The organism is Falsiroseomonas ponticola (assembly GCF_016805305.1).
GTDB lineage: Bacteria > Pseudomonadota > Alphaproteobacteria > Acetobacterales > Acetobacteraceae > Falsiroseomonas > Falsiroseomonas ponticola.
The window spans coordinates 221,923-242,889 of record NZ_JAERQN010000004.1 but is presented as its reverse complement, the minus strand read 5'-3'; the positions used below and the strand labels follow the sequence as shown (position 1 = coordinate 242,889).

The 20,967-nt window shown below is 72.5% G+C and carries 17 protein-coding genes; 8 read left to right on the top strand and 9 right to left on the bottom strand.

The features are described 5' to 3' along the window. Positions 1-73: 73 nt before the first annotated feature. Positions 74-1,483 carry an aspartate aminotransferase family protein gene (locus tag JJI54_RS14430; RefSeq protein WP_203073702.1) on the bottom strand — a complete coding sequence of 470 codons (1,410 nt, stop codon included), beginning with the start codon at positions 1,481-1,483 and terminating at the stop codon, positions 74-76. A gap of 149 nt (positions 1,484-1,632) precedes the next feature. Between JJI54_RS14430 and JJI54_RS14425 the strand changes: the two genes are divergently transcribed. The 3 genes from JJI54_RS14425 (at position 1,633) to JJI54_RS14415 (ending at position 7,506) form a co-directional block, all read left to right on the top strand. After that, on the top strand, positions 1,633-3,942 hold the full coding sequence (locus JJI54_RS14425) for a molybdopterin-dependent oxidoreductase (RefSeq protein WP_203073701.1): 2,310 nt from the start codon (positions 1,633-1,635) through the stop codon (positions 3,940-3,942). Continuing rightward, entirely contained in the window at positions 3,939-5,510 is a 1,572-nt protein-coding gene (locus tag JJI54_RS14420; protein WP_203073700.1) for a PhoX family protein, read from the top strand. The genes JJI54_RS14425 and JJI54_RS14420 overlap by 4 nt, the downstream gene beginning before the upstream one ends. A gap of 67 nt (positions 5,511-5,577) precedes the next feature. Then, complete coding sequence (locus tag JJI54_RS14415) at positions 5,578-7,506, top strand: PhoX family protein (RefSeq protein WP_203073699.1); 1,929 nt, start codon at positions 5,578-5,580, stop codon at positions 7,504-7,506. Positions 7,507-7,716: 210 nt separating this feature from the next. Here the strand turns inward: JJI54_RS14415 and JJI54_RS14410 are convergent, their stop codons facing one another. Beyond that, the gene (locus tag JJI54_RS14410; protein ID WP_203073698.1) at positions 7,717-8,697 is read right to left on the bottom strand and encodes a Bug family tripartite tricarboxylate transporter substrate binding protein; all 981 of its coding nucleotides are present in this window, start codon (positions 8,695-8,697) and stop codon (positions 7,717-7,719) included. Between the two features lie 233 nt (positions 8,698-8,930). Here JJI54_RS14410 and JJI54_RS14405 point away from each other — a divergent pair, with 233 nt between their 5' ends. Together JJI54_RS14405 and JJI54_RS14400 are read left to right on the top strand one after the other, a co-directional pair. After that, a complete protein-coding gene (locus tag JJI54_RS14405) occupies positions 8,931-10,409 on the top strand; it encodes an MDR family MFS transporter (RefSeq protein WP_318987510.1) in 1,479 nt (492 codons plus the stop codon). Positions 10,410-10,472: 63 nt separating this feature from the next. Continuing rightward, positions 10,473-10,907 (top strand): DUF3597 domain-containing protein, encoded by a 435-nt coding sequence (locus JJI54_RS14400; protein WP_203073697.1) that lies wholly within the window; start codon positions 10,473-10,475, stop codon positions 10,905-10,907. A gap of 6 nt (positions 10,908-10,913) precedes the next feature. On the opposite strand, the gene JJI54_RS14395 is transcribed toward JJI54_RS14400, so the two are convergent. Genes JJI54_RS14395 through JJI54_RS14365 form a run of 7 tightly spaced genes read right to left on the bottom strand, consistent with a single transcriptional unit; the run spans position 10,914 to position 15,988 of the window. Then, entirely contained in the window at positions 10,914-11,732 is an 819-nt protein-coding gene (locus JJI54_RS14395) for an ABC transporter permease (protein WP_203073696.1), read from the bottom strand. Further along, positions 11,729-12,667 (bottom strand): ABC transporter permease, encoded by a 939-nt coding sequence (locus tag JJI54_RS14390; RefSeq protein WP_318987509.1) that lies wholly within the window; start codon positions 12,665-12,667, stop codon positions 11,729-11,731. The genes JJI54_RS14395 and JJI54_RS14390 overlap by 4 nt, the downstream gene beginning before the upstream one ends. Next, complete coding sequence (locus JJI54_RS14385; RefSeq protein ID WP_203073695.1) at positions 12,664-13,029, bottom strand: VOC family protein; 366 nt, start codon at positions 13,027-13,029, stop codon at positions 12,664-12,666. The genes JJI54_RS14390 and JJI54_RS14385 overlap by 4 nt, the downstream gene beginning before the upstream one ends. 34 nt (positions 13,030-13,063) lie before the next feature. Then, the gene (locus JJI54_RS14380; protein WP_203073694.1) at positions 13,064-14,731 is read right to left on the bottom strand and encodes a peptide ABC transporter substrate-binding protein; all 1,668 of its coding nucleotides are present in this window, start codon (positions 14,729-14,731) and stop codon (positions 13,064-13,066) included. Further along, positions 14,710-14,997 carry a type II toxin-antitoxin system RelE/ParE family toxin gene (locus tag JJI54_RS14375; RefSeq protein WP_203073693.1) on the bottom strand — a complete coding sequence of 96 codons (288 nt, stop codon included), beginning with the start codon at positions 14,995-14,997 and terminating at the stop codon, positions 14,710-14,712. Before JJI54_RS14375 ends, JJI54_RS14380 begins: the two co-directional genes overlap by 22 nt. Continuing rightward, positions 14,994-15,254 (bottom strand): CopG family ribbon-helix-helix protein, encoded by a 261-nt coding sequence (locus JJI54_RS14370; protein WP_203073692.1) that lies wholly within the window; start codon positions 15,252-15,254, stop codon positions 14,994-14,996. The genes JJI54_RS14375 and JJI54_RS14370 overlap by 4 nt, the downstream gene beginning before the upstream one ends. Before the next feature lie 20 nt (positions 15,255-15,274). Further along, the gene (locus JJI54_RS14365; RefSeq protein WP_203073691.1) at positions 15,275-15,988 is read right to left on the bottom strand and encodes an orotate phosphoribosyltransferase; all 714 of its coding nucleotides are present in this window, start codon (positions 15,986-15,988) and stop codon (positions 15,275-15,277) included. An 83-nt stretch (positions 15,989-16,071) separates the two neighbouring features. On the opposite strand from JJI54_RS14365, the gene JJI54_RS14360 reads away from it, so the two are divergent. The 3 genes from JJI54_RS14360 (at position 16,072) to JJI54_RS32715 (ending at position 20,949) form a co-directional block, all read left to right on the top strand. Then, positions 16,072-17,028, top strand: a complete 957-nt coding sequence (locus tag JJI54_RS14360) for a mitochondrial fission ELM1 family protein (RefSeq protein WP_203073690.1) — start codon at positions 16,072-16,074, stop codon at positions 17,026-17,028. A gap of 46 nt (positions 17,029-17,074) precedes the next feature. Then, a complete protein-coding gene (locus JJI54_RS14355) occupies positions 17,075-17,947 on the top strand; it encodes a protein-methionine-sulfoxide reductase heme-binding subunit MsrQ (RefSeq protein ID WP_203073689.1) in 873 nt (290 codons plus the stop codon). A 158-nt stretch (positions 17,948-18,105) separates the two neighbouring features. Continuing rightward, positions 18,106-20,949: a pre-peptidase C-terminal domain-containing protein gene (locus JJI54_RS32715; protein WP_203073688.1), complete on the top strand. Its 2,844-nt coding sequence runs from the start codon at positions 18,106-18,108 to the stop codon at positions 20,947-20,949. Positions 20,950-20,967: the final 18 nt, after the last annotated feature.

Here is a 20,967-nt window from a genome sequence, read left to right as displayed (position 1 = left end):
GAAAAGCCCTCTCCCCCGGCCCCTGGAGAGAGGGGGGGAGAGGGTTGGGTGAGGGGGACGATCCTTCCCCCCCTCAGACGACCGTCAGGCTCTCCCGCCGCAGCTGCACCGCGAGTGCGTCCAGCGCCCGGCCGGTGCGCTCCACCATCTCATCCACCTCATCCGCCTTCATGATGAGGGGGGGCGAGAAGGCGATGGTGTCGTTGGCCAGGCCGCGCAGGATCACGCCTTCGTTCTCGCCGAGCTTGGCGAGGCGCGGGCCGACCTTGGCGGAGGGCTCGAAGTTCTTCTTCGCGGCCTTGTCGGCGACGAGCTCGATCGCCGCTACCATGCCGATGCCGCGCACCTCGCCGACCAGCGGGTGGTCCAGGAAGCGCTGGCGCAGCTTCGCCTGCATATGGGCGCCGACCGTGTTGACGTGCTCGACGATGTTCAGCTCGTCGTAGATCTTCAGCGTCTCCAGCGCGACCGCGGCGGCAACGGGGTGGCCGGAGTAGGTGAAGCCGTGGCCCCAGGTGCCGATGGTGGCGGAGCCATCCGCCAGGCCCTGGAAGATTCGGTCATTGATGATGATGGCGGAGATCGGCAGGAAGCTGGCCGACAGCGCCTTGGCGCAGGTGATGATGTCCGGCGTGATGGCGTAGGTCTGGCAGCCCCAGTAGTTGCCGGTGCGGCCGAAGCCGCAGATCACCTCGTCCGCCACGAACAGCACGTCGTACTTCCGCAGCACGGCCTGGATCTTGTCGAAATAGGTGGCGGGCGGGACCATCACGCCGCCGGCGCCCATCACGGGTTCCGCGAAGAAGGCGGCGACCGTCTCCGGCCCCTCCCGCAGGATCGTCTCCTCCAGCTCGGTCGCCAGGCGGGTGGCGAAATCCTCCTCGGACTCGCCGGGCTTGGCGCCGTGGTAGTGGTGCGGCGTGGAGACGTGGATGAAGCGGTCGGAGACCGGCAGGTCGAACATCTTGTGGTTCGCCGGCAGGCCGGTGAGGGACCCGCTGGCGATGGTGATGCCGTGATAGGCCTTGAGGCGCGAGATGATCTTCTTCTTCTCGGGCTTGCCGATGGCGTTGTTGTAGTACCAGACCATCTTGATGGCGGTGTCGTTCGCCTCCGACCCGCTGTTGGCGTAGAAGACCTTGGACATCGGGCAGGGCGCGCGCTCGATCAGCATCTCGCTGAGGTCGATCAGCGGCTCATGCGACTTCGCCGTGAAGGCGTGGTAGAAGGGCAGCTTCTTCATCTGCTCATAGGCAACCTCGGCAAGCCGATGGTTGGAGAAGCCGAGGGAGGCGCACCAGAGGCCGGCCACGGCCTCGATGTATTCCTTGCCCTGGTCGTCCCAAACCTTCACGCCTTCGCCGCGCGCGATCACCAGCGGGCCGTTCTTGGCATGGGCACGGTGGTCGGTATACGGATGCAGCACGTTCGCGATGTCGCGTTCCGCGTTGGAATTCCGGACCGGCGTGGCGGGCGGGGTCATGGGAGTGGTTCTTCCTCAAGAGGCGTTCGCGGGATGCTAGAACGGCATTCGCGCCGCGTCATCTGCCCTGACGCCCGTCCTGGTTGCGGCGTGCCGGTGTTCGTCGCATTTTGCCCCGCACTCACCCGCCGCGGGGCCGGAGACTTCACATGACCGAGATCAAGCCGCATGGCTCCCATTGGGGCTCCTTCGAGGCGGTGGTGGACCAGGGCCGCCTGGTGGAGGCGCGCCCCTTCGCGCGCGATCCCTTCCCGGGCACGCTGCTCGCCTCGATGCCGGAGGCCGTGCACGGCAAGGCGCGCATCGACCAGCCCTATGTCCGCGCCGGCTGGCTGAAGGGGGAACGGCGCGGGTCGTCCCGCGGCGGCGATGACTTCGTGCCGATGGGCTGGGACCAGGTGATCCGGCTGGTGGCGGAGGAATCCGCCCGGGTGCGGACCGAACACGGCCATGCCTCGATCCTCGGCGGGTCCTATGGCTGGTCCTCGGCCGGGCGCTACCACCATGCGCGGACCCAGCTGCACCGCTTCCTCGGCATGGGCGGCGGCTTCACGGCGCAGGTGACGAACTATTCCTACGGCGCCGGCATGACGCTGATGCCCCATATCCTGGGCACCAACGAGGTCATCCAGGGCCCGGTGACGGACTGGGCCAGCATCAGGAAGCACGCGAAGCTCATGCTCTGCTTCGGCGGGCTGCCGCTGAAGAACGGGCTCGTCACCTCGGGCGGCGCGGGCGGGCATGAATACGTGCCGCTGATGAAGGCCGCCGCCGCGGCGGGCGTGCGCTTCGTCAACATCTCCCCCTTCAAGGGCGATGTGGGCGATTTCCTGGGTGCGGAATGGGTGCCGATCCGGCCCAACACCGATGCGGCGATGATGTTCGCCATGGCCCATGTGCTGATCGAGGCGGGGCGGGAGGATGCGGATTTCCTCGCGCGCTGCACGGTCGGCTACGACCGCTTCCGCGACTATGTGCTGGGCCTGGCCGATGGCGTGGCGAAGACGCCGGCCTGGGCGGAAGCCATCACGGAAGTGCCCGCCGCCACCGTCCGCCGCCTGGCGCTGGAAGCCGCGGGCAGCCCCACCATGTGCACCGCCACCTGGTCCATCCAGCGCGCGGAGCATGGGGAGCAGCCCTGGTGGGCGCTGGTCGCGCTTGCCGCCATGCTGGGCGGCATCGGCAAGCCGGGGCAGGGGATCGCCTTCGGCTATGGCTCCATGAACGGGATGGGGACGCCGCGGCAGGAAGTGCCCTCCGTCGCCGGCCCCGCCGTGCGCAACCCCTGCGGCGCCTATATCCCCGTCGCCCGCGTCACGGAGCTGCTGGAGCGGCCGGGCGAGATCCTGCAGTACAATGGCCGCGACCTGCTGCTGCCCGATATCCGGCTGATCTGGTGGGCCGGCGGCAATCCCTTCCACCACCACCAGGACCTGGGGCGCCTGCTGCGCGCCTGGAACCGGGCGGATACGGTGGTGGTGCAGGAACCCTGGTGGACCGCCGTCGCGCGGCATGCCGACATCGTGCTGCCGGCGACGACGACGCTGGAGCGCAACGACATCGGCAGCGCGTCCCGCGACCGCTGGGTGCGCGCCATGCACCAGGCGATCCCGCCCCAGGGCCTGGCGCGGAACGACGTCGATATCCTGGCGGACCTGGCCGATGCCGCGGGCTTCCGCGCCCAGTTCACGGAACAGCGGGATGAGGGCGCGTGGCTCCGCCACCTCTATGGCCGCTGGCGCCAGGCCTGCGCGGCGCAGGGCGTCGAGGTGCCGGATTTCGAGCGCTTCTGGGCCGAGGGCTTCGTCGAGGTTCCCGCGCCGGAACAGGACTACGTCCAGTTCGCGGAGTTCGCGGCGGACCCGGCGGCCAACCCGCTGAACACGCCCTCCGGCAAGGTCGAGATCTTCTCCGAGACCATTTCCTCCTTCGGCTATGCCGAGACTCCCGGCCATCCCGTGTGGAGGGAGCCGACGGAGTATCTGGGCTCCGCGCTGGCCGCGCAGTTCCCGCTGCACATGCTGTCCTTCCAGCCCTCCACCCGGCTGCATGGGCAGCTGGATAGCGGGCCGGTGGCGGCGGCGGACAAGATCCAGGGGCGGGAGCCGATCCGCATGAACCCGGCCGATGCCGCGGCGCGCGGGCTGGTGGATGGGCAGGTCGTCCGCGTCTTCAACGCCCGCGGCGCGGTCGCGGCGGGGCTGCGCGTGACGGCCGATATCCGCCCCGGCGTGGTGGCGATGGCGACGGGCGCCTGGTGGAACCCGGCGAGGCCCGGCGCCACCGATGCCGCCTGCATCCACGGCAACGCCAATGTGCTGACCTCCGATGTCGGGACGTCCCGCCTCGGACAGGGTTCCGCCGCGCAATCCTGCCTGGTGGAGATCGAGGCCTGGCCGGGCGAGCCGCCGCCCGTGACGGTGCATGCGCCGCCGGCGGGCGCGACCGCCTTCGCATGATCGGCCGCCGCCTGCTGCTGGCGGCGCCCGCGCTGCTGGCCCTGCCGGCCCGGGCGCAGGTGACGACGCTCGACCTGCCGCCCGCGATGCCGGCGGTGCGGCCGGATGACTGGGTGGCGCCGGGGCACCGGCGGGACGTGCTGGTGCGCTGGGGCGACCGCGTGACCTTCGACGCCGCGCCCTGGGACCCGCGCAACCCGACCGCCGATGGCGTCTCCGGCCAGTTCGGCTGGGATGCGCGGCTCGCGGGGCTGGTGGCGCCGCCGATGGGCGCCGATGGCGTGGCGCGGCTGGTGGTGGCGGTGGTGCACCCGGAGGTCGATCCCGCCATGGCCTTCCCCGGCGGGCGGGACCGGCCGGCGGTGGCCGCCGCCATGTCCGGCGCCTCGCTGCTCAACCTGGAACGCCAAGGCGGGCGCTGGGTGCTGGTGGATGGCGGGTTCCAGAGCCGCCGTCTCGGCACCGCGACGCTCTGCCGCATGGGCGGGCCGGTGGGCCTGGGTGGCGGCGTGGTGGGGCTGCTCGGCCCCGTGGCGGGCACGGCGACGCCCTGGGGCACGCTGCTGCTGGCGGAACAGGACCCCGCCGGCTGGCTGGCGCGGCTGCAGGACCTCGACCCCCGCTTCCGGGATGGGCGGCATTTCGGCTGGGTGGCGGAGGTCGATCCGCTGGACCCGCAGAGCGTGCCGGTGAAGCGCGGCGCGCTGGGGCGGATCGGCGCGCAGGCGGTGGCGGCGACCGTCACCGATGATGGCCGCGCCGTCGTCTTCCTGGCCGATGGACGGCCGATGGGCTTCCTCTACCGCTTTGTCTCCGCTGGGAAGGCGATGGAGGGCGAGGCGCTGGAGGCCGGGCAACTGGCCGTGGCGCGGGTGGAGGGGGACGCCATCACCTGGCGCCTGCTGGGCGAGGGGTCGCTGCTGAACCCGGCCGGGGCCGCGGAGGCCGCGGGCGCCACGCCCTTCGACACGCCCGCCGCGCTGGCCATGGACCCGCGGCGGCAGCGCCTGCTGCTGGCCTGCCGCGCCGGCACGACGCGGGGCGAGGCGCGGGTGGATGCGCTGAACCCCCGGCCCGGCGCGCATCCCGGCCATGTCATCGAGATCACCGGCGATCCCGCCGGCGCGCGCCTGGCCGCGCGGGTGCTGTTCCTGGCCGGCGATGGCGCGGAGGGCGGGCGCTACGGCCGCGACATGCCGGCGAACACGGCGGTGCCGCGCTACCCCGCGACGCTGGCGGTGGACCCGCGCGGGCGGCTCTGGCTGGGCACGGACCGTGCCGGCCGGCCCGGGGCGGCGCCCGACATGGCCTTCGCCTGCGACCTCGATGGCCCGGGGCGGGCGGTACCGCTGCCGGTCCATGCGGCGCCGCGCGGTGGCGCGATCGGCGGCGCGGCACCGACGCCGGAGGGCGATTCGCTGCTGCTGGTGGTGCGCACGCCGGGCGCGGAGCCGGGCGCGAGCTTCGACCGGCCGGCCACGCGCTGGCCCGCCTTCGACAACCGCCTGCCGCCGCGCAGCGCGCTGCTGACGATCACGCGGAACGCCGGCGGTGCCATCGGCGGTTGACGCTTGACGGCGCCGTGAGCCGGGAGCCCCATTGTGACACTTCGATGACACGATGGGGGGAACAGCCATGGATGACGAGATCGAGCTGGAGGATATCGGCAGCAATCCCGCGCCCGGCCGCGCGATGGGGGAGATCATCGCGGCCAGGCTGACGCGGCGCGGGGTGCTGGGCGCGGCCGCGGCGGTGGCGGCCGCCCCGGCGGTGGCGCAGCCCTTGCCCGTGCCGGTGCGCGGCGGGCCCTCCACCCTGACCTTCCCGGAGCTTCGCCACCAGCTCAGCCAGAACCAGGCGGTGGCGGAGGGGTATGAGGCGCAGACGGTGATCCGCTGGGGCGACCCGGTGCTGGACGGCGCGCCCCCCTACGACCCCATGGCGCAGACGGCGGCCGCGCAGGCGCGGCAGTTCGGCTACAATTGCGACTACCTCGACTACTGGCCGCTGCCGGCGGGCAGCCGCAACAGCGAGCATGGCCTGCTCTGCGTGAACCACGAATACACCAACACCAACCTGATGTTCGCCGGCATCGGCGAAGGCCGCGCCGCGCGCGGGCGCACCACCGCGGCGCAGGCGGCGGTCGAGATCGAGGCGCATGGCATGAGCGTCGTCGAGGTGCGGAAGGAAGGCGGCACCTGGAAGGCGGTGCCGGGCGGCGCGATGAACCGGCGCATCACCATGAACACGCCGATGCGCATCAGCGGCCCGGCGGCGGGGCATGCGCGGCTGCGCACCAATGCGGATGCGACCGGCACGCGCGTGCTGGGCACGCTGAACAATTGCGCCGGCGGCAACACGCCCTGGGGCACCGTCATCACGGCGGAGGAGAACTTCAACAACTACTTCGGCGGCGCCGCCGCGACGACGGGCGCGGAGGCCGCGACCTATCGCCGCTACGGCATCATCGCGGAGCCGAGCTACGCCTGGTTCCGCCATTTCGAGCGCTTCAACCTGGACCGCGAACCGAACGAGCCGAACCGCTTCGGCTGGGTGGTCGAATACGATCCCTATGATCCCACCAGCGTTCCCGTGAAGCGCACCGCGCTCGGCCGCTTCAAGCATGAGGGGGCGACGCATGCGATCGGCAGCGACGGGCGCGTGGCCTTCTACATGGGCGACGATGAGCGCTTCGAGTACCTCTACAAATTCGTCACCGCGCGCCCTTTCAACCCCAACGACCGCGCCGCCAACCGCGACCTGATGGATGACGGCACGCTGTATGTGGCGAGGTTCGAGGAGCAGGGCCGCCTGCGCTGGCTGGCCCTGACGCATGGCGAGGGCCCGCTGACGCCGGCCAACGGCTTCCACAGCCAGGCCGATGTGGTGATCGAGGCGCGGCGCGCCGCCGACCTGCTGGGCGCCACGCCGATGGACCGGCCGGAGGATGTGGAGACCAACAGGGTCAATGGCCGCGTCTATGTCATGCTGACCAACAACAGCCGCCGCACCGCGCAGCAGGCGGGGCCGGGCAACCCCCGCGCCAACAACATCCATGGCCATGTGCTGGAGGTGATCCACCCCGGCGCCGGCACGGGCCGTGTCGATCACTCCGCCACGGAGGCGCGGTGGGAGGTGTTCATCGCCGCGGGCAAGCCCGGCGTCGATCCCGGCACGCAGTATCATCGCGCCACCAGCGACAGCGGCTGGCTGTCCTGCCCCGACAACATCGCCTTCGACAGCAAGGGCCGCGCCTGGATCGCCACCGATGGCGGGCCGGAATTCGCGGGCATCGCGGATGGCATCTGGGCCGCGGATACCAGCGGGCATGGCCGTGCGCTGACCCGCTGCTTCTACCAGGCGCCGACCGGCGCGGAGGTCTGCGGCCCCTGCTTCACGCCGGATGACAGGACCTTGTTCCTGGCGATCCAGCATCCCGGGGAGGATACCGGCAGCACCTACGAGAACCCCTCCACCCGCTGGCCCGATTTCGAGCCGGGGCGGCCGCCGCGGCCTTCGGTGATCGCCATCGTGAAGCGGGATGGGGGCGAGATCGGAAGCTGAACGCGCGGTCAGGGAATGTTTTAGAAAATACAGCGCATTTAGCCGTTTATGCCGATTTAGTGCTTTTAGCACCGTTTTCGCGGTGCCCCTGGCGCGGGTCCAGGCCCGCATCGGCCCCGGGGGTCCCCGGGGCGCGGGGAAGGCAGCGCCTTCCCCGCGGGACGGCCGATGATTGCAGGAATATAGTCCTTCGCCCTTCCCCCGTGCAAGCTATTCCAGCTTGATCCCCTTCTCCCGCACCACCGCGCTCCAGCGTTCCAGGTCGCTGTCCATCACGGCGCGCAAGGCCGCGCCGTCCCCGGCCACGGGGGTGGCGCCCTGCTGGAGGAAGCGGGCGCGGTTCTCGGGATTGGCGAGCACCTTGTCGCATTCCGCCTTGATGGCGCCGACCTGCGAGGGATCCATGCCGCGCGGCCCGAGCAGGCCGTACCAGAAGGAATAGGTGAAGTCGAAGCCCTGTTCCTTCGCGGTCGCGACATCGGGCAGGCCGGGGATGCGGCCGCCGGTGGTGCCGATGGCGATGGCCCGCGCCCTGCCATCGGCGATGGCGCCCATCACCGTGGCGGGGGCCGCGATCAGCAGGCCGATGCGCCCGGCCAGCAGATCCGCGAAGGCCGGGCCCATGCCGCGATAGGGCACATGCGTCATGCGGATGGCCGCGATGTCCTGCAGGTATTCGGTGTAGAGATGCGGCGAGGATCCCGCGCCCATGGAGCCGTAGAAATTGGCGTCGGCCGGCTTGCCGCGCACGCTCTCCACGTATTCGCGCAGCGTGCGCACGGGTGAACTGCCGGGCACCACGAAGACGGTCGGGTAGTCCACCAGCAGCGAGATCGGCGTGAAGTCCTGCCGGATGTCGAAGCCGAGATTGGGGTAGAGGGGCGGGGCGGTGGCCAGCGAATTGTCGGTCAGCAGCAGGGTCGTGCCGTCATTCGCGCTGCGCACCACGTTGGTCCAGCCGACGACGCCGCCGCCGCCGCTGCGGTTGTCCACCACCACGCTGGCGCCGGTCTGCGCCGCCAGCGACTGGGCGTAGAGGCGCGCTACGAAATCCGTGGTGCCGCCGGGCGGATAGGTGATGACGATGCGCACCTGGCGGTTGCCGGGCCAGGTGGCGCCTTGGGCGGCGCCCTGGCGGGCGAGGACAGGCGTGGCCAGCAGGGCCGCGCCCAGCAGCATGCGTCGATTCATGGGTTTCCTCCTGGGGCCGGGTCGTCCCGGTCTCGCCAGGGAACAATCTATCCCAGGCTTAACCCATGCGTCATCCATCGCGCGGAACGCGACGGGCTGGCGCGCTTTCACCGCCCCGCGGGGTGCGATAGGCATGGCGCGCCGGGCACAGCGTTGCCGAAGGAATCGTGGTGAACGAAGCGAGCAGGCCCAGGGCGGCGACGCCTGTCGAGACGTCCGGGGCTGGGCCCGATGTGACGCCGACGCAGTTGCGGATCGTGCTGGCGGGCGCGCTGCTGGCCATGCTGCTGGCGGCGCTGGACCAGAACATCGTCAATACCGCGCTGCCGCGCATGGCGGCGGACCTCGGCGGCATGGCGCATCTGTCCTGGGTGGTCACGGCCTTCATGCTGACCTCCACCACGACGACGCCGCTCTACGGCAAGATGTCGGACCTCTATGGCAGGCGGGCGCTGTTCTTCATCGCCATCGCGCTGTTCCTGGGCGGATCGGTCATGTCCGGCGCGGCGCAATCCATGGGCCAGCTGATCGGCTTCCGTGCGCTGCAGGGGCTGGGTGCCGGCGGGCTGATGGTGCTGGCGCAGGCGATGGTGGCGGATGTGGTGCCGCCCCGGCAGCGGCCGCGCTACCAGGGGCTGTTCAGCGGCACCTTCGGGCTCGCCAGCGTCGCGGGGCCGCTGGTCGGCGGCTTCATCACCCAGACGCTGTCCTGGCGCTGGGTCTTCTACGTGAATGTGCCGATCGGCGTGCTGGCGCTGGTGATGCTGGCGATCGGGCTGCGCCGCCGCGCGCCGGGCGTGGCGCGGCCGGTGGACCATCTGGGCGCGCTGCTGCTGGCGGCCGCGACCGCCATGCTGCTGCTGCTGCTGGCCTGGGGCGGCACGGAATTCCCCTGGGCGTCCTGGCAGACCGCGGCCATGGCGGGCGGCACGGCGGGCCTGGCGGCGCTGTTCCTGTGGCGGGAAGCGGTGGCGCCGGAGCCGCTGATCCGCCTGCGCCTGTTCCGCAACCCCGTCTTCGCCCGGGGCGTCGCGGTGGGGGGCATGATGGTCTTCGCCATGATGGGATCGACGGTGTTCCTGCCGCTCTATTTCCAGCTGGTGCTCGGCATGGCGCCGGCGGAGGCGGGGGCGATGCTGGTGCCGCAGGTCGGCGGCATGCTGCTGACCTCGATCCTGGGCGGGCGGATCGTGTCCCGCGTCGGGCGGACCAAGCCCTTCCTGCTGCTGGCGCTGGGGCTGGAGGCGGCGGCGCTGGCCTCGCTGGGGTTGTTCGCCTGGCTGGCGGCGCCGGCCTGGGTCTTTCTTCTGTCCCTGCTGACCCTGGGCCTTGGGATGGGGATGGGGATGCCGAACCTGACGACCGCGGTGCAGAACGCGGTGGACCACCGGGAGGTGGGGGCGGCGACGGGGACCATGGCCTTCCTGCGGTCGCTGGGTGGCGCGCTCGGCGTCGCGACATCCGGCACCATCATGGCGCATAGCCTGGCGATCACGGCGGGGGCGCAGGGGAAGAGCCTGGCGCAGCTGACGCAGCAGGCGGCGCAGGCCGTGACGGCGGCGGAGGCGGGGGCGGTGGCGCTGGCCTATCGCGCGGCGCTGACGGGCTGCTTCGCGCTGAGCGGGGTTGTGATGACGGCGGCCTTCCTGGTGACGCTGGGGCTGCCGGAGCGGACGCTGCGCAGCCGGGTGGAGGAGGAGGTGAAGGGGTAGGGCGGCGGAACGCCGGGCGGTGGGCGCCGTTGGGGCTGCTTCAACGGGGCAGGGCCAGCGGCCATGAGCATCTTCGGCGACATCGTCTCCCGCGTCTTCCGCGGCAGCACCCTCGGCCCGAAGCCGGCGGAGGCGCGGCCGGCCAGCGAGCAGGCAAGCATGCCGGCGGCGGAACCGGCGCATGAGGCACGCGCCGCGCCACCGCCCGCCGCGATGCCGGCGACGGCGGCGCCCGCCCAGCCCGTGGATGTCGAGGCGGTGCTGACGGGGCTGGAGGCGCGGGCCGGGCAGAGGCTGGACTGGCGCAGCTCCATCGTGGACCTGATGAAGCTGCTGGACCTCGACAGCAGCCTGGCGGCGCGGTCGGCGCTGGCGCGGGAGCTGGGCTATGGCGGCGCGCTGGATGGCAGCGCGGCGATGAACACCTGGCTGCACCGCGCGGTGATGCGGAAGCTCGCGGAGAATGGCGGGCGGGTGCCGGACAGCCTGCGGGATTGAGGCGCCTCAGCGCTGGCGCAGCCCGTCCGCGACCAGGGTGCAGCCGGCCACCGCCAGCAGGATGGCGAGGCCGGGCCAGAGCGCGGCCATGGGCGCGCTGAAGACCAGGTCCTGCGCATTGGCCAGCATGTTGCCCCAGCTGGCGGCGGGCGGCGCGATGCCGAGGCCGAGGAAGGAGAGCGTGCTCTCCGCCAGGATGGCGCCGGCGACGGACAGCGCGGTGGCGACGGCGACGGGGCCCGCGATGTTGGGCGCGACATGGCGCAGCAGGACGCGGGCCTCGCTGGCGCCGAGCGCGCGGGCGGCGCGGACATAGTCCCGCGCCAGCACCGACAGCGCCGCGGCGCGCGCCAGGCGGGCGACGCCGACCCAGCCGAAGAGGCTGAGGATGATGGTGATGCGGAGGATGTCGGAAGCGGCCTCGCCCCGGGGCAGGCCGATCCTGCCGGTGTCCACCGCGGCGAGGACGACGAGGACGGGTAGCGCGGGCAGGGCGAGCAGCCCATCGGCCAGGCGCATCAGCACGGCGTCCAGCGCCCCGCCGCGCCAGGCCGCGAGCAGGCCGATGGCGGTGCCGATCAGCGTCGCGGCCAGCGCGGTGGCGAGGCCGACGGCCAGCGAGACCCGCGCGCCATGCAGCAGGCGCAGCAGCAGGTCCCGGCCGAGGTCGTCGGTGCCCAGCGGGTTGCTGGCGCTGGGCGGGCCGAGGCGGTTGAAGAGGTCGGGCGCGAAGGGATCATGCCCCAGCCAGCCCTGCGCCAGCGGCGCGAGCGCGGCGCCGAGGGCGAGCGTGCCGAGCAGCAGCAGGCCGAGCCAGAGCCTCATGAATCGCGCAGCCGGGGGTCGAGGGCGCGCTGGGCGAGGTCGGCCGCCAGCGTCGCCAGCATGGTCACCAGCGCCACCAGCAGCAGGGCGATGAGGGCCAGGTTGGTGTCGTTGCCCATCACCGCGTCATAGATCAGCTTGCCCATGCCGGGGCGGGCGAAGAGGGTTTCGGTGATCAGCGCGCCGCCGACCAGCGCCCCCGCATCCAGCGCCGCGACCTGCAGGATGGGCACGGCGGCGTTGGGGAAGGCGTGGCGCAGCATCAGCCGGGCCTCCCCATTGCCGCGGGCGCGGGCGGCGGTGACCCAGGGTTCCCGCAGCGTGTGGGACAGCGCGGCGGCGCTGTGGCGGGCATAGGCGGCGAGGTTGGCGATGGCGAGCGTGGCCACGGGCAGCGGCAGGAAGCGGAGCGCGTCGAGGCCGCCCGCTTCGCTGGTGCCGCCGGCGGGCAGCCAGCCCAGCGTGACGGCGAAGAGGATGATGAGGAGGATGCCGAGCCAGAAGGTGGGCGCGGATTGCCCGAGGATGGCGATGGCATCGACCAGCGGCGCGGCGCGGGGCCTGGCCGCCGCCAGCATGCCGAGCGCGAGGCCGATGGCCGCCGCGACCAGCAGCGCGGCACCGAGCAGGGCGAGCGTCGAGAGCAGGGCGGGGCCGATGATGGCGGCGACGGGCTGGGCGAAGAGGCGGGAGAAGCCGAATTCGCCCCGCAGCAGCGCGGCGGCCCAGGCGAGGTAGCGGGCGAGCAGGGGCTGGTCGAGGCCGTGGAGGGCGCGGAGCCGCGCCGCATCCTCCGCCGTCAGGCGCGGGTCGCCGGCGATGGCGAGGTCGATGGGATCGCCCGGCATCAGGCCGATGAGCAGGAACATGGCGAAGGAGAGGATCGCCAGCGTGATCGCGACCTGGACGAGGCGGGCGGCGATGAGGCGCGTCACCGGTGCACCGCCTCGATCCGGTTGCCGTCGGGGTCGAGCAGGAAGGCGGCGTAGTAGCCGGGGCCGTAGTGCGGGCGGGGGCCGGGCGGGCCATCACAGGTGCCGCCCTGCGCGAGGCCGGCCTGGTGGAAGGCATGGACGGCCTGGCGCGAGGGGGCGCGGAAGGCGGTGTGGGCGGCGGGGGGAGAGGCGGCCGGGGAGAGGCGGAGCGTGAGGTAGGCGGCGCCCGTGTCGCGCGGGCCGTAGCCGAGGGCGCGATCCTCCGCCCAGACGCGCGGGATGCCGAGGGGGGCGAGCACGGCGTCGTAGAAGCGGCGCGCGCGGGGGATGTCGGTGACGGGGAGGGAGAGGTGGTCGAACATCAGGGGTGGGGGCGTGGATTTGCTGGTGCAGCCATCACCGGATCCGCCATTCCTCGACCCAGTTCGAGGAGGCGTTCAGGTGGCCGGTGGGGCGGATTCCGTCGAGCCAGAGGGGCCAGACATGCGCGTCGGACCGGAACCAGAGGGGGATGGCGGGCAGCTGCTCGGCATAGATCGCCTGGAGGCGGTGCCAGAGGGCGCGGCGGCGGTCGCGGTCCAGCTCGACGGGGATCGCCTCCAGCAGCGCGTCCATCTCCGCGTTGCGGAAGCCCGTCGTGTTCTGGCCGGACCAGTTGCGCTCCGCGGTCGGGATCTCCTCCGAATGCAGGCTGGTGCGGGGGACGTTCTCCGGGCTGCTGATCCAGGCGAACATGGCGGCGCCGCCATAGCGGCGGCGGGGCAGGGTCTCGCTGAAGAAGACGCGCGGCGGCTCGTTGCGGATGCGCGCCTCGATGCCGGCCTGGCGCCACATGCCCTGCAGCACCTGCTGCACCTGTTCGCGGGACCGGTTGCCGGCGGTGGTCATCAGGTCGAAGGAGAGGCGTTCGCCGGCGGCGTTCCGGCGGATGCCGTCGCCGGGGGGCGAGGGGAGGCGCCAGCCGGCCTCGTCCAGCAGGGCGCGGGCGCGGGCCAGGTCGAAGGGCCATTGCCGGACATTGTCGTCATGCATGCCGTCCAGCGGGTTGACGCTGGTGTGGGCGACGGATTGCCGGCCCTCGAACAGCCGGGCCGTGATCTGCGCGCGGTCGGTCGCCATGATGAGGGCCTGGCGCACGCGCACGTCGCTGAGCTGCGGCAGGTCCAGCAGCAGGTCGAGATGCTCGTAGATCAGGCCGGGCTTGTAGGCGTAGCGGAAGCGTGTCGGCATCCGGCGTTCGAGGGCGGAAACCTGGTCGAGCGGCAGGCCGAGTTCGCCGGCCACCATGTCGATCTGGCCGGCCAGCAGCTGGGCTTCCAGCGCCGCGGTGTTCTCCACCGTGCGGATGGCGATGCGGCGGAAGGCGGGGGCCTGGCCGGCCCAGTGCGGGTTGCGTTCCAGCGTCACGCCGCTGCCGGGGGTGACGGCGGTGACGCGGTAGGGGCCGTTCCAGAGGCCGGGGTTCGTCGTCTGCGTCTCGTAGAGCGTGCGGGTGCGGTAGGCGCGCGGGTCGGCCTGCCAGATGGGGCGCTCGAGATGCGCGGGCAGCGGCACGAAATCGCCGGCGCTGGCGAAGTCGAAGGTCACGCGGTCGAAGCGGAGCGTGATGCTGCGCGGGTCGGTGACGATCGCCTCATAGGCCTGGCGGTAGAATTCGGCGCCGCCGAAGCCCGTGGAGAAGTCGCGCCCGGCCTGCCAGGCGAAGAGCAGGTCCTCCGCCGTGACGGGCTGGCCATCGGCCCAGCGCCAGCCCTCCCGCAGCCGCCAGGTGACGCGGATGCCGGGGCGGCCATCGGGCGTCTGTTCGCGGATGGCGAGGCCGTTCTCCAGCGTGGGCACCGTCTCGCAGCCGAGGCAGGCGAGCGCCCAGTCGGGGTCGCGCGCCGTGAGCGGCCGGCGGGTGAAGCCGCCGATATAGGATTTGGCCGCCATCGCCTCGATGTTCGGGTGGAAGGTGGCGGGGTATTGCGTGATGCCGATGGTGAGGCTGTCCCGCGCGGGTTGCGCGAGGACGGGCGCGGCGGCGAGCGCGGCGAGGAGGGTCAGCGCGGGTCGAAGGGCCATGCACGGGCTCCATGCCAGACGGCGACGATGAGGATGAGGTCGGCCTCGATGCGGTAGACGATGCGGTATGCGGTGCCGGGCACGCCCGTGGCGCGCAGGCCCGACGTCGTGATGAGCGGGCCGGACTCCGGGAATTCCTCGAACCGCGCGGCGCTGCGACGGATGCGCGCCACCTGCGCCGACGCGGCTTGCGGGTTGTCGTCCTCGATGAAGCGCTTGATGTCGGCAAGGTCGCGCCGGGCGAGGCGGGACCAGCGCAGCCTCACCGTGTACGCCGGTGCCGGGCTTCGAGGTCTTCCGCCCAGCTCTCGAGGTCAGCCATCACCTCCTCATGCGACGCGGTGCGGCCGGCGGCGAGGTCGGCAAGACCCTCCTCGAGGCGGCTGTCGAGTTCTGCCTGGAACGCGGTGGCCTCCTCCGCCCATCGGGACAGCAGGGCCGCGGGGGTCGATTGCCGCCCATGCGCCAGGCGCGACAGCGCCTCCGCCACCTCATCCGGCAATTCGACGCTGATGCGGACCATCCGACCCCCTGTGCGCGAACTCACTCCTTCGGCTTGGCCTCCGCCAGGCTGCCGATGCCGCCATGGGCCCTGGACCAGCCCACGGGGTCCTCCAGGAACTTGCGCACTTCCTTCAGCGCGCCTTCGCTGAAATAGGGGCGTTCCCGGCATACTTCCAGCACGTCCCACCAGGTGCAGAGGTGGTGCAGGTTGAGGCCCATGGACTTCATCTGCTCGAAGCTGCCGGGGAAGACGCCGTAGTAGAAGACGACGAAGGTGTGGTCGCAGATGGCGCCCGCGTCGCGCAGCGCCTGGGCGAACTTGATCTTGCTGGCGCCGTCGGTGGTCAGATCCTCGACCAGCAGGGTCTTCTGGCCGACGGGGACCTCGCCCTCGATCTGGGCGTTGCGGCCGAAGCCCTTGGGCTTCTTCCGGACATAGGCCATGGGCGCCATCATCCGGTCGGCGATCCAGGCGCCGAAGGGGATGCCGGCGGTCTCTCCGCCCACCACCGATTCGATGGTCTCGTAGCCGATGTGGCGGCCGATCTTCTCCACCGCCAGGTCGCAGATGCGGTTGCGGGCGCGGGGGAAGGAGATGATCTTGCGGCAATCGATGTAGACGGGGCTCTTCCAGCCGCTGGTGAAGGTGTAGGGCTCCTCCGGCCGGAAGTTCACCGCCTTGATTTCCAGCAGGATGCGCGCGGTGGTCAGCGCGGCGTCGCGGTCCCAGTCGGAGGCGTGGGGGATGGCCATCGTGACGAAATCCTCGGGTGTCGGGCGGGCGGTGTGAGGCCTGTTCGTAACCCTGCCCGTGCATCGCGTCCATGAGGGCGTCCATGAGGGCGTCCATGAGCGAGGCGGCGGAACCCGTCTGGGTGCTGGCCGATCCGCGCGCGGGGACGGCGGCGCAGGCGATCGGCATCGCGGAGCGGCTGGGCCTGCCCTTCCGGGCGGTGCCGCTGGAATGGGGTCCGCTCGCGCGGCTGCCGCTGGGCTGGGGGACGCTGCTGGGCCTGGCGCCGGCCAGCCGCGGCGCGTTCCGCCCGCCCTGGCCGCGGCTGGTGGTCTCCGCCGGGCGGCGATCCGCGCCGGTGGCGCTGTGGCTCCGGCGGCGCGGCGCGCGGGTGGTGCATTGCATGCGGGCGCCGGGCAGCGCGGGCTTCGACCTGCAGGTGGTGGGGGCGCATGACGGGATGGGCCCGGCGCCGAACCGGATCGAGATCCTGGGCGCCGCGCATCGGGTGACGCCGGCGGCGCTGGCGGCGGGGCGCACCCGCTTCGCGGCGCTGGGGGGGCTGCCATCGCCCCGGGTCGGCCTGCTGCTGGGCGGGCCGGTGCGGGGGGAGGGGCTGGATCCCGCCATCGCCGCCGCGCTCGGCCGGCGGGTGGCGGGCTTCGCGGGCAGCGTGATGGCGACGGCCAGCCGGCGGACCGGGGCTGCCGCGACCGCGGCGCTGGCGGAAGCCCTCGCCCCCGTGCCGCATCGGCTCCACGGCTGGGGGAGTGCCGGGGAAAATCCCTATCTCGGCATCCTGGCCTGGGCGGATGTGATGGTGGTGTCGGGCGACAGCGTCTCCATGTTGTCGGAGGCGCTGGTGACCGCCGCGCCGATCTTCATCGCGCCCCTTGGTGACGAGGGGCCGCGCCACAGGGCCCTGCATGCCAGCCTCCAAGCCGCCGGGCAGGCCCGGCCGATCGACGATGCGCCCGCCCCCTTCGCCCGGCAGCCCCGGGACGAGGTGGCGCGCATCGTGGCGGCCATCCGCGAACGGGGCCTGCTGACGCATGAGTGAGGCTGCCCCGCGTAACGCCCGGGCCGCGCGGCGCGAAGGGGCGGGCATGAGCGCCACGACCCTCGCCCCTGATCGCCCGTCCATCCCCTGGCCCTGGCTGACACGGGGCGGGCGCTTTTCCTGGACCCGGATGCTGGTGCTGGTTTCCGCCATCGCGCCGGGGCTGGTGCTGCTCTGGCTGCTCGGCAGCGGGCAGATGGGGGCGGAGCCCTGGAAGGCGGCGGCGAAGGAATCGGGCACCTGGGCGATCCGCTTCCTGCTGATCAGCCTGGCGGTCACGCCGTTGCGCCATGTCGCCAACTGGCCGCAGGCGCTGACCTTCCGGCGCATGCTGGGGCTGGTGGCGCTGGGCTACGCGGTGCTGCACCTGCTGATGTATGCCGGCCACATGGCCTGGGACCTGCCGGAGATCGCCAGCGAGATCCTGCTGCGCTTCTACCTGACCCTCGGCTTCCTGGTGCTGCTGGGCCTCGTGGTGCTGGGCGTGACCTCCACCGATGGCTGGCAGGCGCGGCTCGGCCGGCGGTGGAAGGCGCTGCACCGCGCCGTCTATGCGCTGGCGGCGGCGGGCATTTTCCATCAGTTCCTGCAGGCCAAGTCCCGTGCGGATGGCGCGGTGCTGATGGCTGGCGTCTTCCTGTTCCTGATGGCCTGGCGGGCGCTGCCGGGGCGGTGGCGGGCCTCCCCCTTGGCGCTGGCGGGGCTGGCGGTGCTGGCGGCGGCGGGCGCGGCGGGGGTGGAATTCGCCTGGTACGCCCTGTCCAGCAACCTGCCGGCTGCGCGCATCCTGGCCGCCAACCTGGACCCCGGCGCCGGGTTGCGCCCGGCGCAGCTGACCCTGGTGCTCGGGCTGGCGGTGGCGGTGCTGCCCTGGCTGGCGCGGCTGCGCTGGCCCGGCCGCGCGGCAAGGGCGCGTTAACCGTCTTAGCCGAATCTTAACGAATCCTGCCGCAGAACGACCGCGTTCGGGGCTTTCGTTGACGCAATCGCAATGAACGGGACCGGCGGCGCTAGGAAGCTGCCCTTCTGCAATGCGACCGTTACGACATCCGAGTCGACGGCCAGAAGGGGCGGGGCATGGCGATCATCGCGGAGATCGAGAACGGGCTGACGGGCGTGGCGGGGGTGATGGGGGCGCAGACCATCCCCGGCGCCGCCTTCACCGCCCGTGCCGCGGATGGCGCCGGCAGCCTGCACCCCGCGCTGATGACGGCGACGATCCAGGCCAGCATCGGCACCACGACCGACCAGGACTACTACGCCGTCTATCTCTCGGCCGGGGATGCGGTGGTGCTGGATGTGGATGGCGTCGCCGCGCCGCTCGACCTGACGCTCACCCTCTTCAACCCCAATGGCACGCTGGTGGCGACGGCGGCGGATGCCGCGGTGGTGGATGCGGGCTCGGCCTCCCTCGCCGATCCCTTCCTGTCCTTCACGGCCACGGCCACGGGCTACTGGGTCTTCGGCCTGCGCGCGCCGGCGGGGACGGCGGTCGGGGCCTATACGCTCAACATCACCCGCCCCGGCCTGCCGGTGCTGTTCGTCGGCGGCGCGGGGGACGAGACCTCCCCGGGCTCGCCCTGGTCCGATTCGCTGGGCGGGGGAGAGGGGGCGGACAGCCTGGCCGGCCAGGCGGGGGCGGACAGCCTGGATGGCGGCGGCGGGGACGACACGCTGCTGGGCGGGCCCGGCGCCGATACGCTGCGGGGCGGCGCGGGGCATGACCGGATCGAGCTGGGCGAGGCGGGGGAGAGCGACCTCGACATCGCCTTCGGCGGGGAGGGCAACGACACCATCCAGGCGCTGGGCGCCAATAACCGCCTGCTGGGGGAGGCCGGGGACGACCGGCTGCTGGGCGGTACCGCCGGCGACACGCTGGATGGCGGGGATGGCGCGGACACGCTGATCGGCGATGCGGAGGCCACGGCCACGACGCTGGGCTTCAACGACCTGCTGCTGGGCGGCGCGGGGCATGACAGCCTGGCGGGGATGCTCGGCGCGGACCGGCTGGATGGCGGCGCGGGCAACGACACGCTGGTCGGCGACCTGGGCGATGCGCAGGATGAGGGGAATGGCGGCCGCGACACGCTGCTGGGGGCTGCGGGCAATGACCGGCTGGAGGGGAATGGCGGCGCCGACCTGCTGAATGGCGGGGCGGGCGCCGATACGCTGGTGGGCGGCACCGGCATGGACCGACTGCTGGGCGCCGGGGGGAATGACCTGCTGGTGGCGGGCCGCCTGGCGCCGGGCGCCGCGGAGACGGAGCCCGATACGCTGGAAGGCGGGGCCGGGGCCGATACGCTGCTGGGCGCGCCCATGGACCGGCTGCTGGGGGGCGAGGGCGACGACCTGGTGGTGGTGGCCTGGACCGGCGCCTTCGCCGCCTTCGGCCTGGCGACCCAGCGCGGGCTGGCGGATGGCGGAGAGGGCAACGACGTGCTGCGCCTGGCGCCGGGGGAGGCGATTGCCGCCATCACCGTGCTGCCCGATGCGGGCGCGGGGGGCAGCATCACCGTGGTGCTGGACGACACCGCGGTGGGCGACCCCGTCACCATCCGCTTCACGGGATTCGAGCGCTTCGACCTGGTAGGCAGCGAGGGGACGGACCTGCTGCGCGGCGGCGCGGGGGCGGACACGCTGCGCGGCGTGGCCGGCGCGGAGGACGAATTGTCCGGCGGCGAGGGTGACGACGTGCTGCTGGCCGTGGCGGAGGGGCTGGTGGCGACGGATGCGCTGCTGCGCGGCGAGGGCGGCGCGGACCGGCTGGTGCTGGGCGGCGCGGGCAGCAGCGGGGCGCTGGATGGCGGCGCCGGCGCGGATACGCTGGTGGCGGCCACGGGGACGGAGGCGCTGCTGCAGGGCGGTTCGGGGGATGACGTGCTGGTCATCGGCCTGGGCAGCCATGTGGTGGATGGCGGGACGGGGATCGACCTGCTGGTGGCGGACTGGTCGGGGCAGGATGACGCGGTCTTCCTGATGGCCTTCGGGGATGGCGACGGGGTGCTGGGCACCGGCGCCTATTTCGCGGATTTCGGCGGCATCGAGCGCTTCGCCCTGACCGGCGGCGCGGGGGATGACGACCTGGCGGGCGGCGACCTGGGCGATACGCTGGATGGCGGCGCGGGGGCGGATACGCTGGCGGGCGGGGCGGGCAACGATTTCTACGGCGTGGACAGCCTGGCCGACCTGCTGCTGGACACCGGCGGGCAGGACACGATCCGCAGCAGCGTCAGCTGGACCATGGCCGGGTGGCAGGAGGGGCTGGAACTGCTCTCCCCCGGCACCAGCGGCACCGGCAATGGCGCCGCCAACCGCATGACGGGCGCCGCCGGCGCGCAGACCCTGCATGGCAGCGGCGGCGACGACACGCTGGATGGCGGGGCGGGGGCGGACAGCCTGAATGGCGGCCCGGGCAACGACCTGTACTGGGTGGACGATGCCGGCGACCGGCTGACCGATGCCTCCGGCAACGACACCGTCATGGCGGGCGTGACCTGGACGCTCGGCACGGCCTTCGAGGTGCTGCGCCTGACCGGTGCCGATTCGATCAACGGCACGGGGCATGCGGGCAACAACCTCATCATCGGCAATGGCGCGACCAATGTGCTGACCGGCGCCGCCGGGGCCGATACGCTGGAGGGCGGGGGCGGGCTGGACCGGCTGTTCGGCGGCACGGGGGATGACCTGTTCATCCTGCGCCGCGGCGATGCGCAGAGCGACCGCATCATGGACTTCACCGGCAATGGCGCGGCGGCGGGGGACGAGATCGTCTTCGTGGGCTATGGCCCCGGCGCCAGCGTGGTGCGGACCACGGGCGACATCTGGCGGGTGCAGGGGGCGGCGGGGTCCGATACCTTCATCCTGCTGGGCGATTTCGACCCGCTGCTCGATGTGCGCTTCGTGGACACGCTGCTGCTGTAGGGGCGGGCTTGCCGGATC

Bases quoted from the DNA above. Each gene is read 5' to 3' on its own strand.
- JJI54_RS14430 (WP_203073702.1), bottom strand. From the start codon at position 1,483: ATGACCCCGCCCGCCACGCCGGTCCGGAATTCCAACGCGGAACGCGAC.
- JJI54_RS14425 (WP_203073701.1), top strand. From the start codon at position 1,633: ATGACCGAGATCAAGCCGCATGGCTCCCATTGGGGCTCCTTCGAGGCG.
- JJI54_RS14420 (WP_203073700.1), top strand. From the start codon at position 3,939: ATGATCGGCCGCCGCCTGCTGCTGGCGGCGCCCGCGCTGCTGGCCCTG.
- JJI54_RS14415 (WP_203073699.1), top strand. From the start codon at position 5,578: ATGGATGACGAGATCGAGCTGGAGGATATCGGCAGCAATCCCGCGCCC.
- JJI54_RS14410 (WP_203073698.1), bottom strand. From the start codon at position 8,697: ATGAATCGACGCATGCTGCTGGGCGCGGCCCTGCTGGCCACGCCTGTC.
- JJI54_RS14400 (WP_203073697.1), top strand. From the start codon at position 10,473: ATGAGCATCTTCGGCGACATCGTCTCCCGCGTCTTCCGCGGCAGCACC.
- JJI54_RS14395 (WP_203073696.1), bottom strand. From the start codon at position 11,732: ATGAGGCTCTGGCTCGGCCTGCTGCTGCTCGGCACGCTCGCCCTCGGC.
- JJI54_RS14385 (WP_203073695.1), bottom strand. From the start codon at position 13,029: ATGTTCGACCACCTCTCCCTCCCCGTCACCGACATCCCCCGCGCGCGC.
- JJI54_RS14380 (WP_203073694.1), bottom strand. From the start codon at position 14,731: ATGGCCCTTCGACCCGCGCTGACCCTCCTCGCCGCGCTCGCCGCCGCG.
- JJI54_RS14370 (WP_203073692.1), bottom strand. From the start codon at position 15,254: ATGGTCCGCATCAGCGTCGAATTGCCGGATGAGGTGGCGGAGGCGCTG.
- JJI54_RS14365 (WP_203073691.1), bottom strand. From the start codon at position 15,988: ATGGCCATCCCCCACGCCTCCGACTGGGACCGCGACGCCGCGCTGACC.
- JJI54_RS14360 (WP_203073690.1), top strand. From the start codon at position 16,072: ATGAGGGCGTCCATGAGCGAGGCGGCGGAACCCGTCTGGGTGCTGGCC.
- JJI54_RS14355 (WP_203073689.1), top strand. From the start codon at position 17,075: ATGAGCGCCACGACCCTCGCCCCTGATCGCCCGTCCATCCCCTGGCCC.
- JJI54_RS32715 (WP_203073688.1), top strand. From the start codon at position 18,106: ATGGCGATCATCGCGGAGATCGAGAACGGGCTGACGGGCGTGGCGGGG.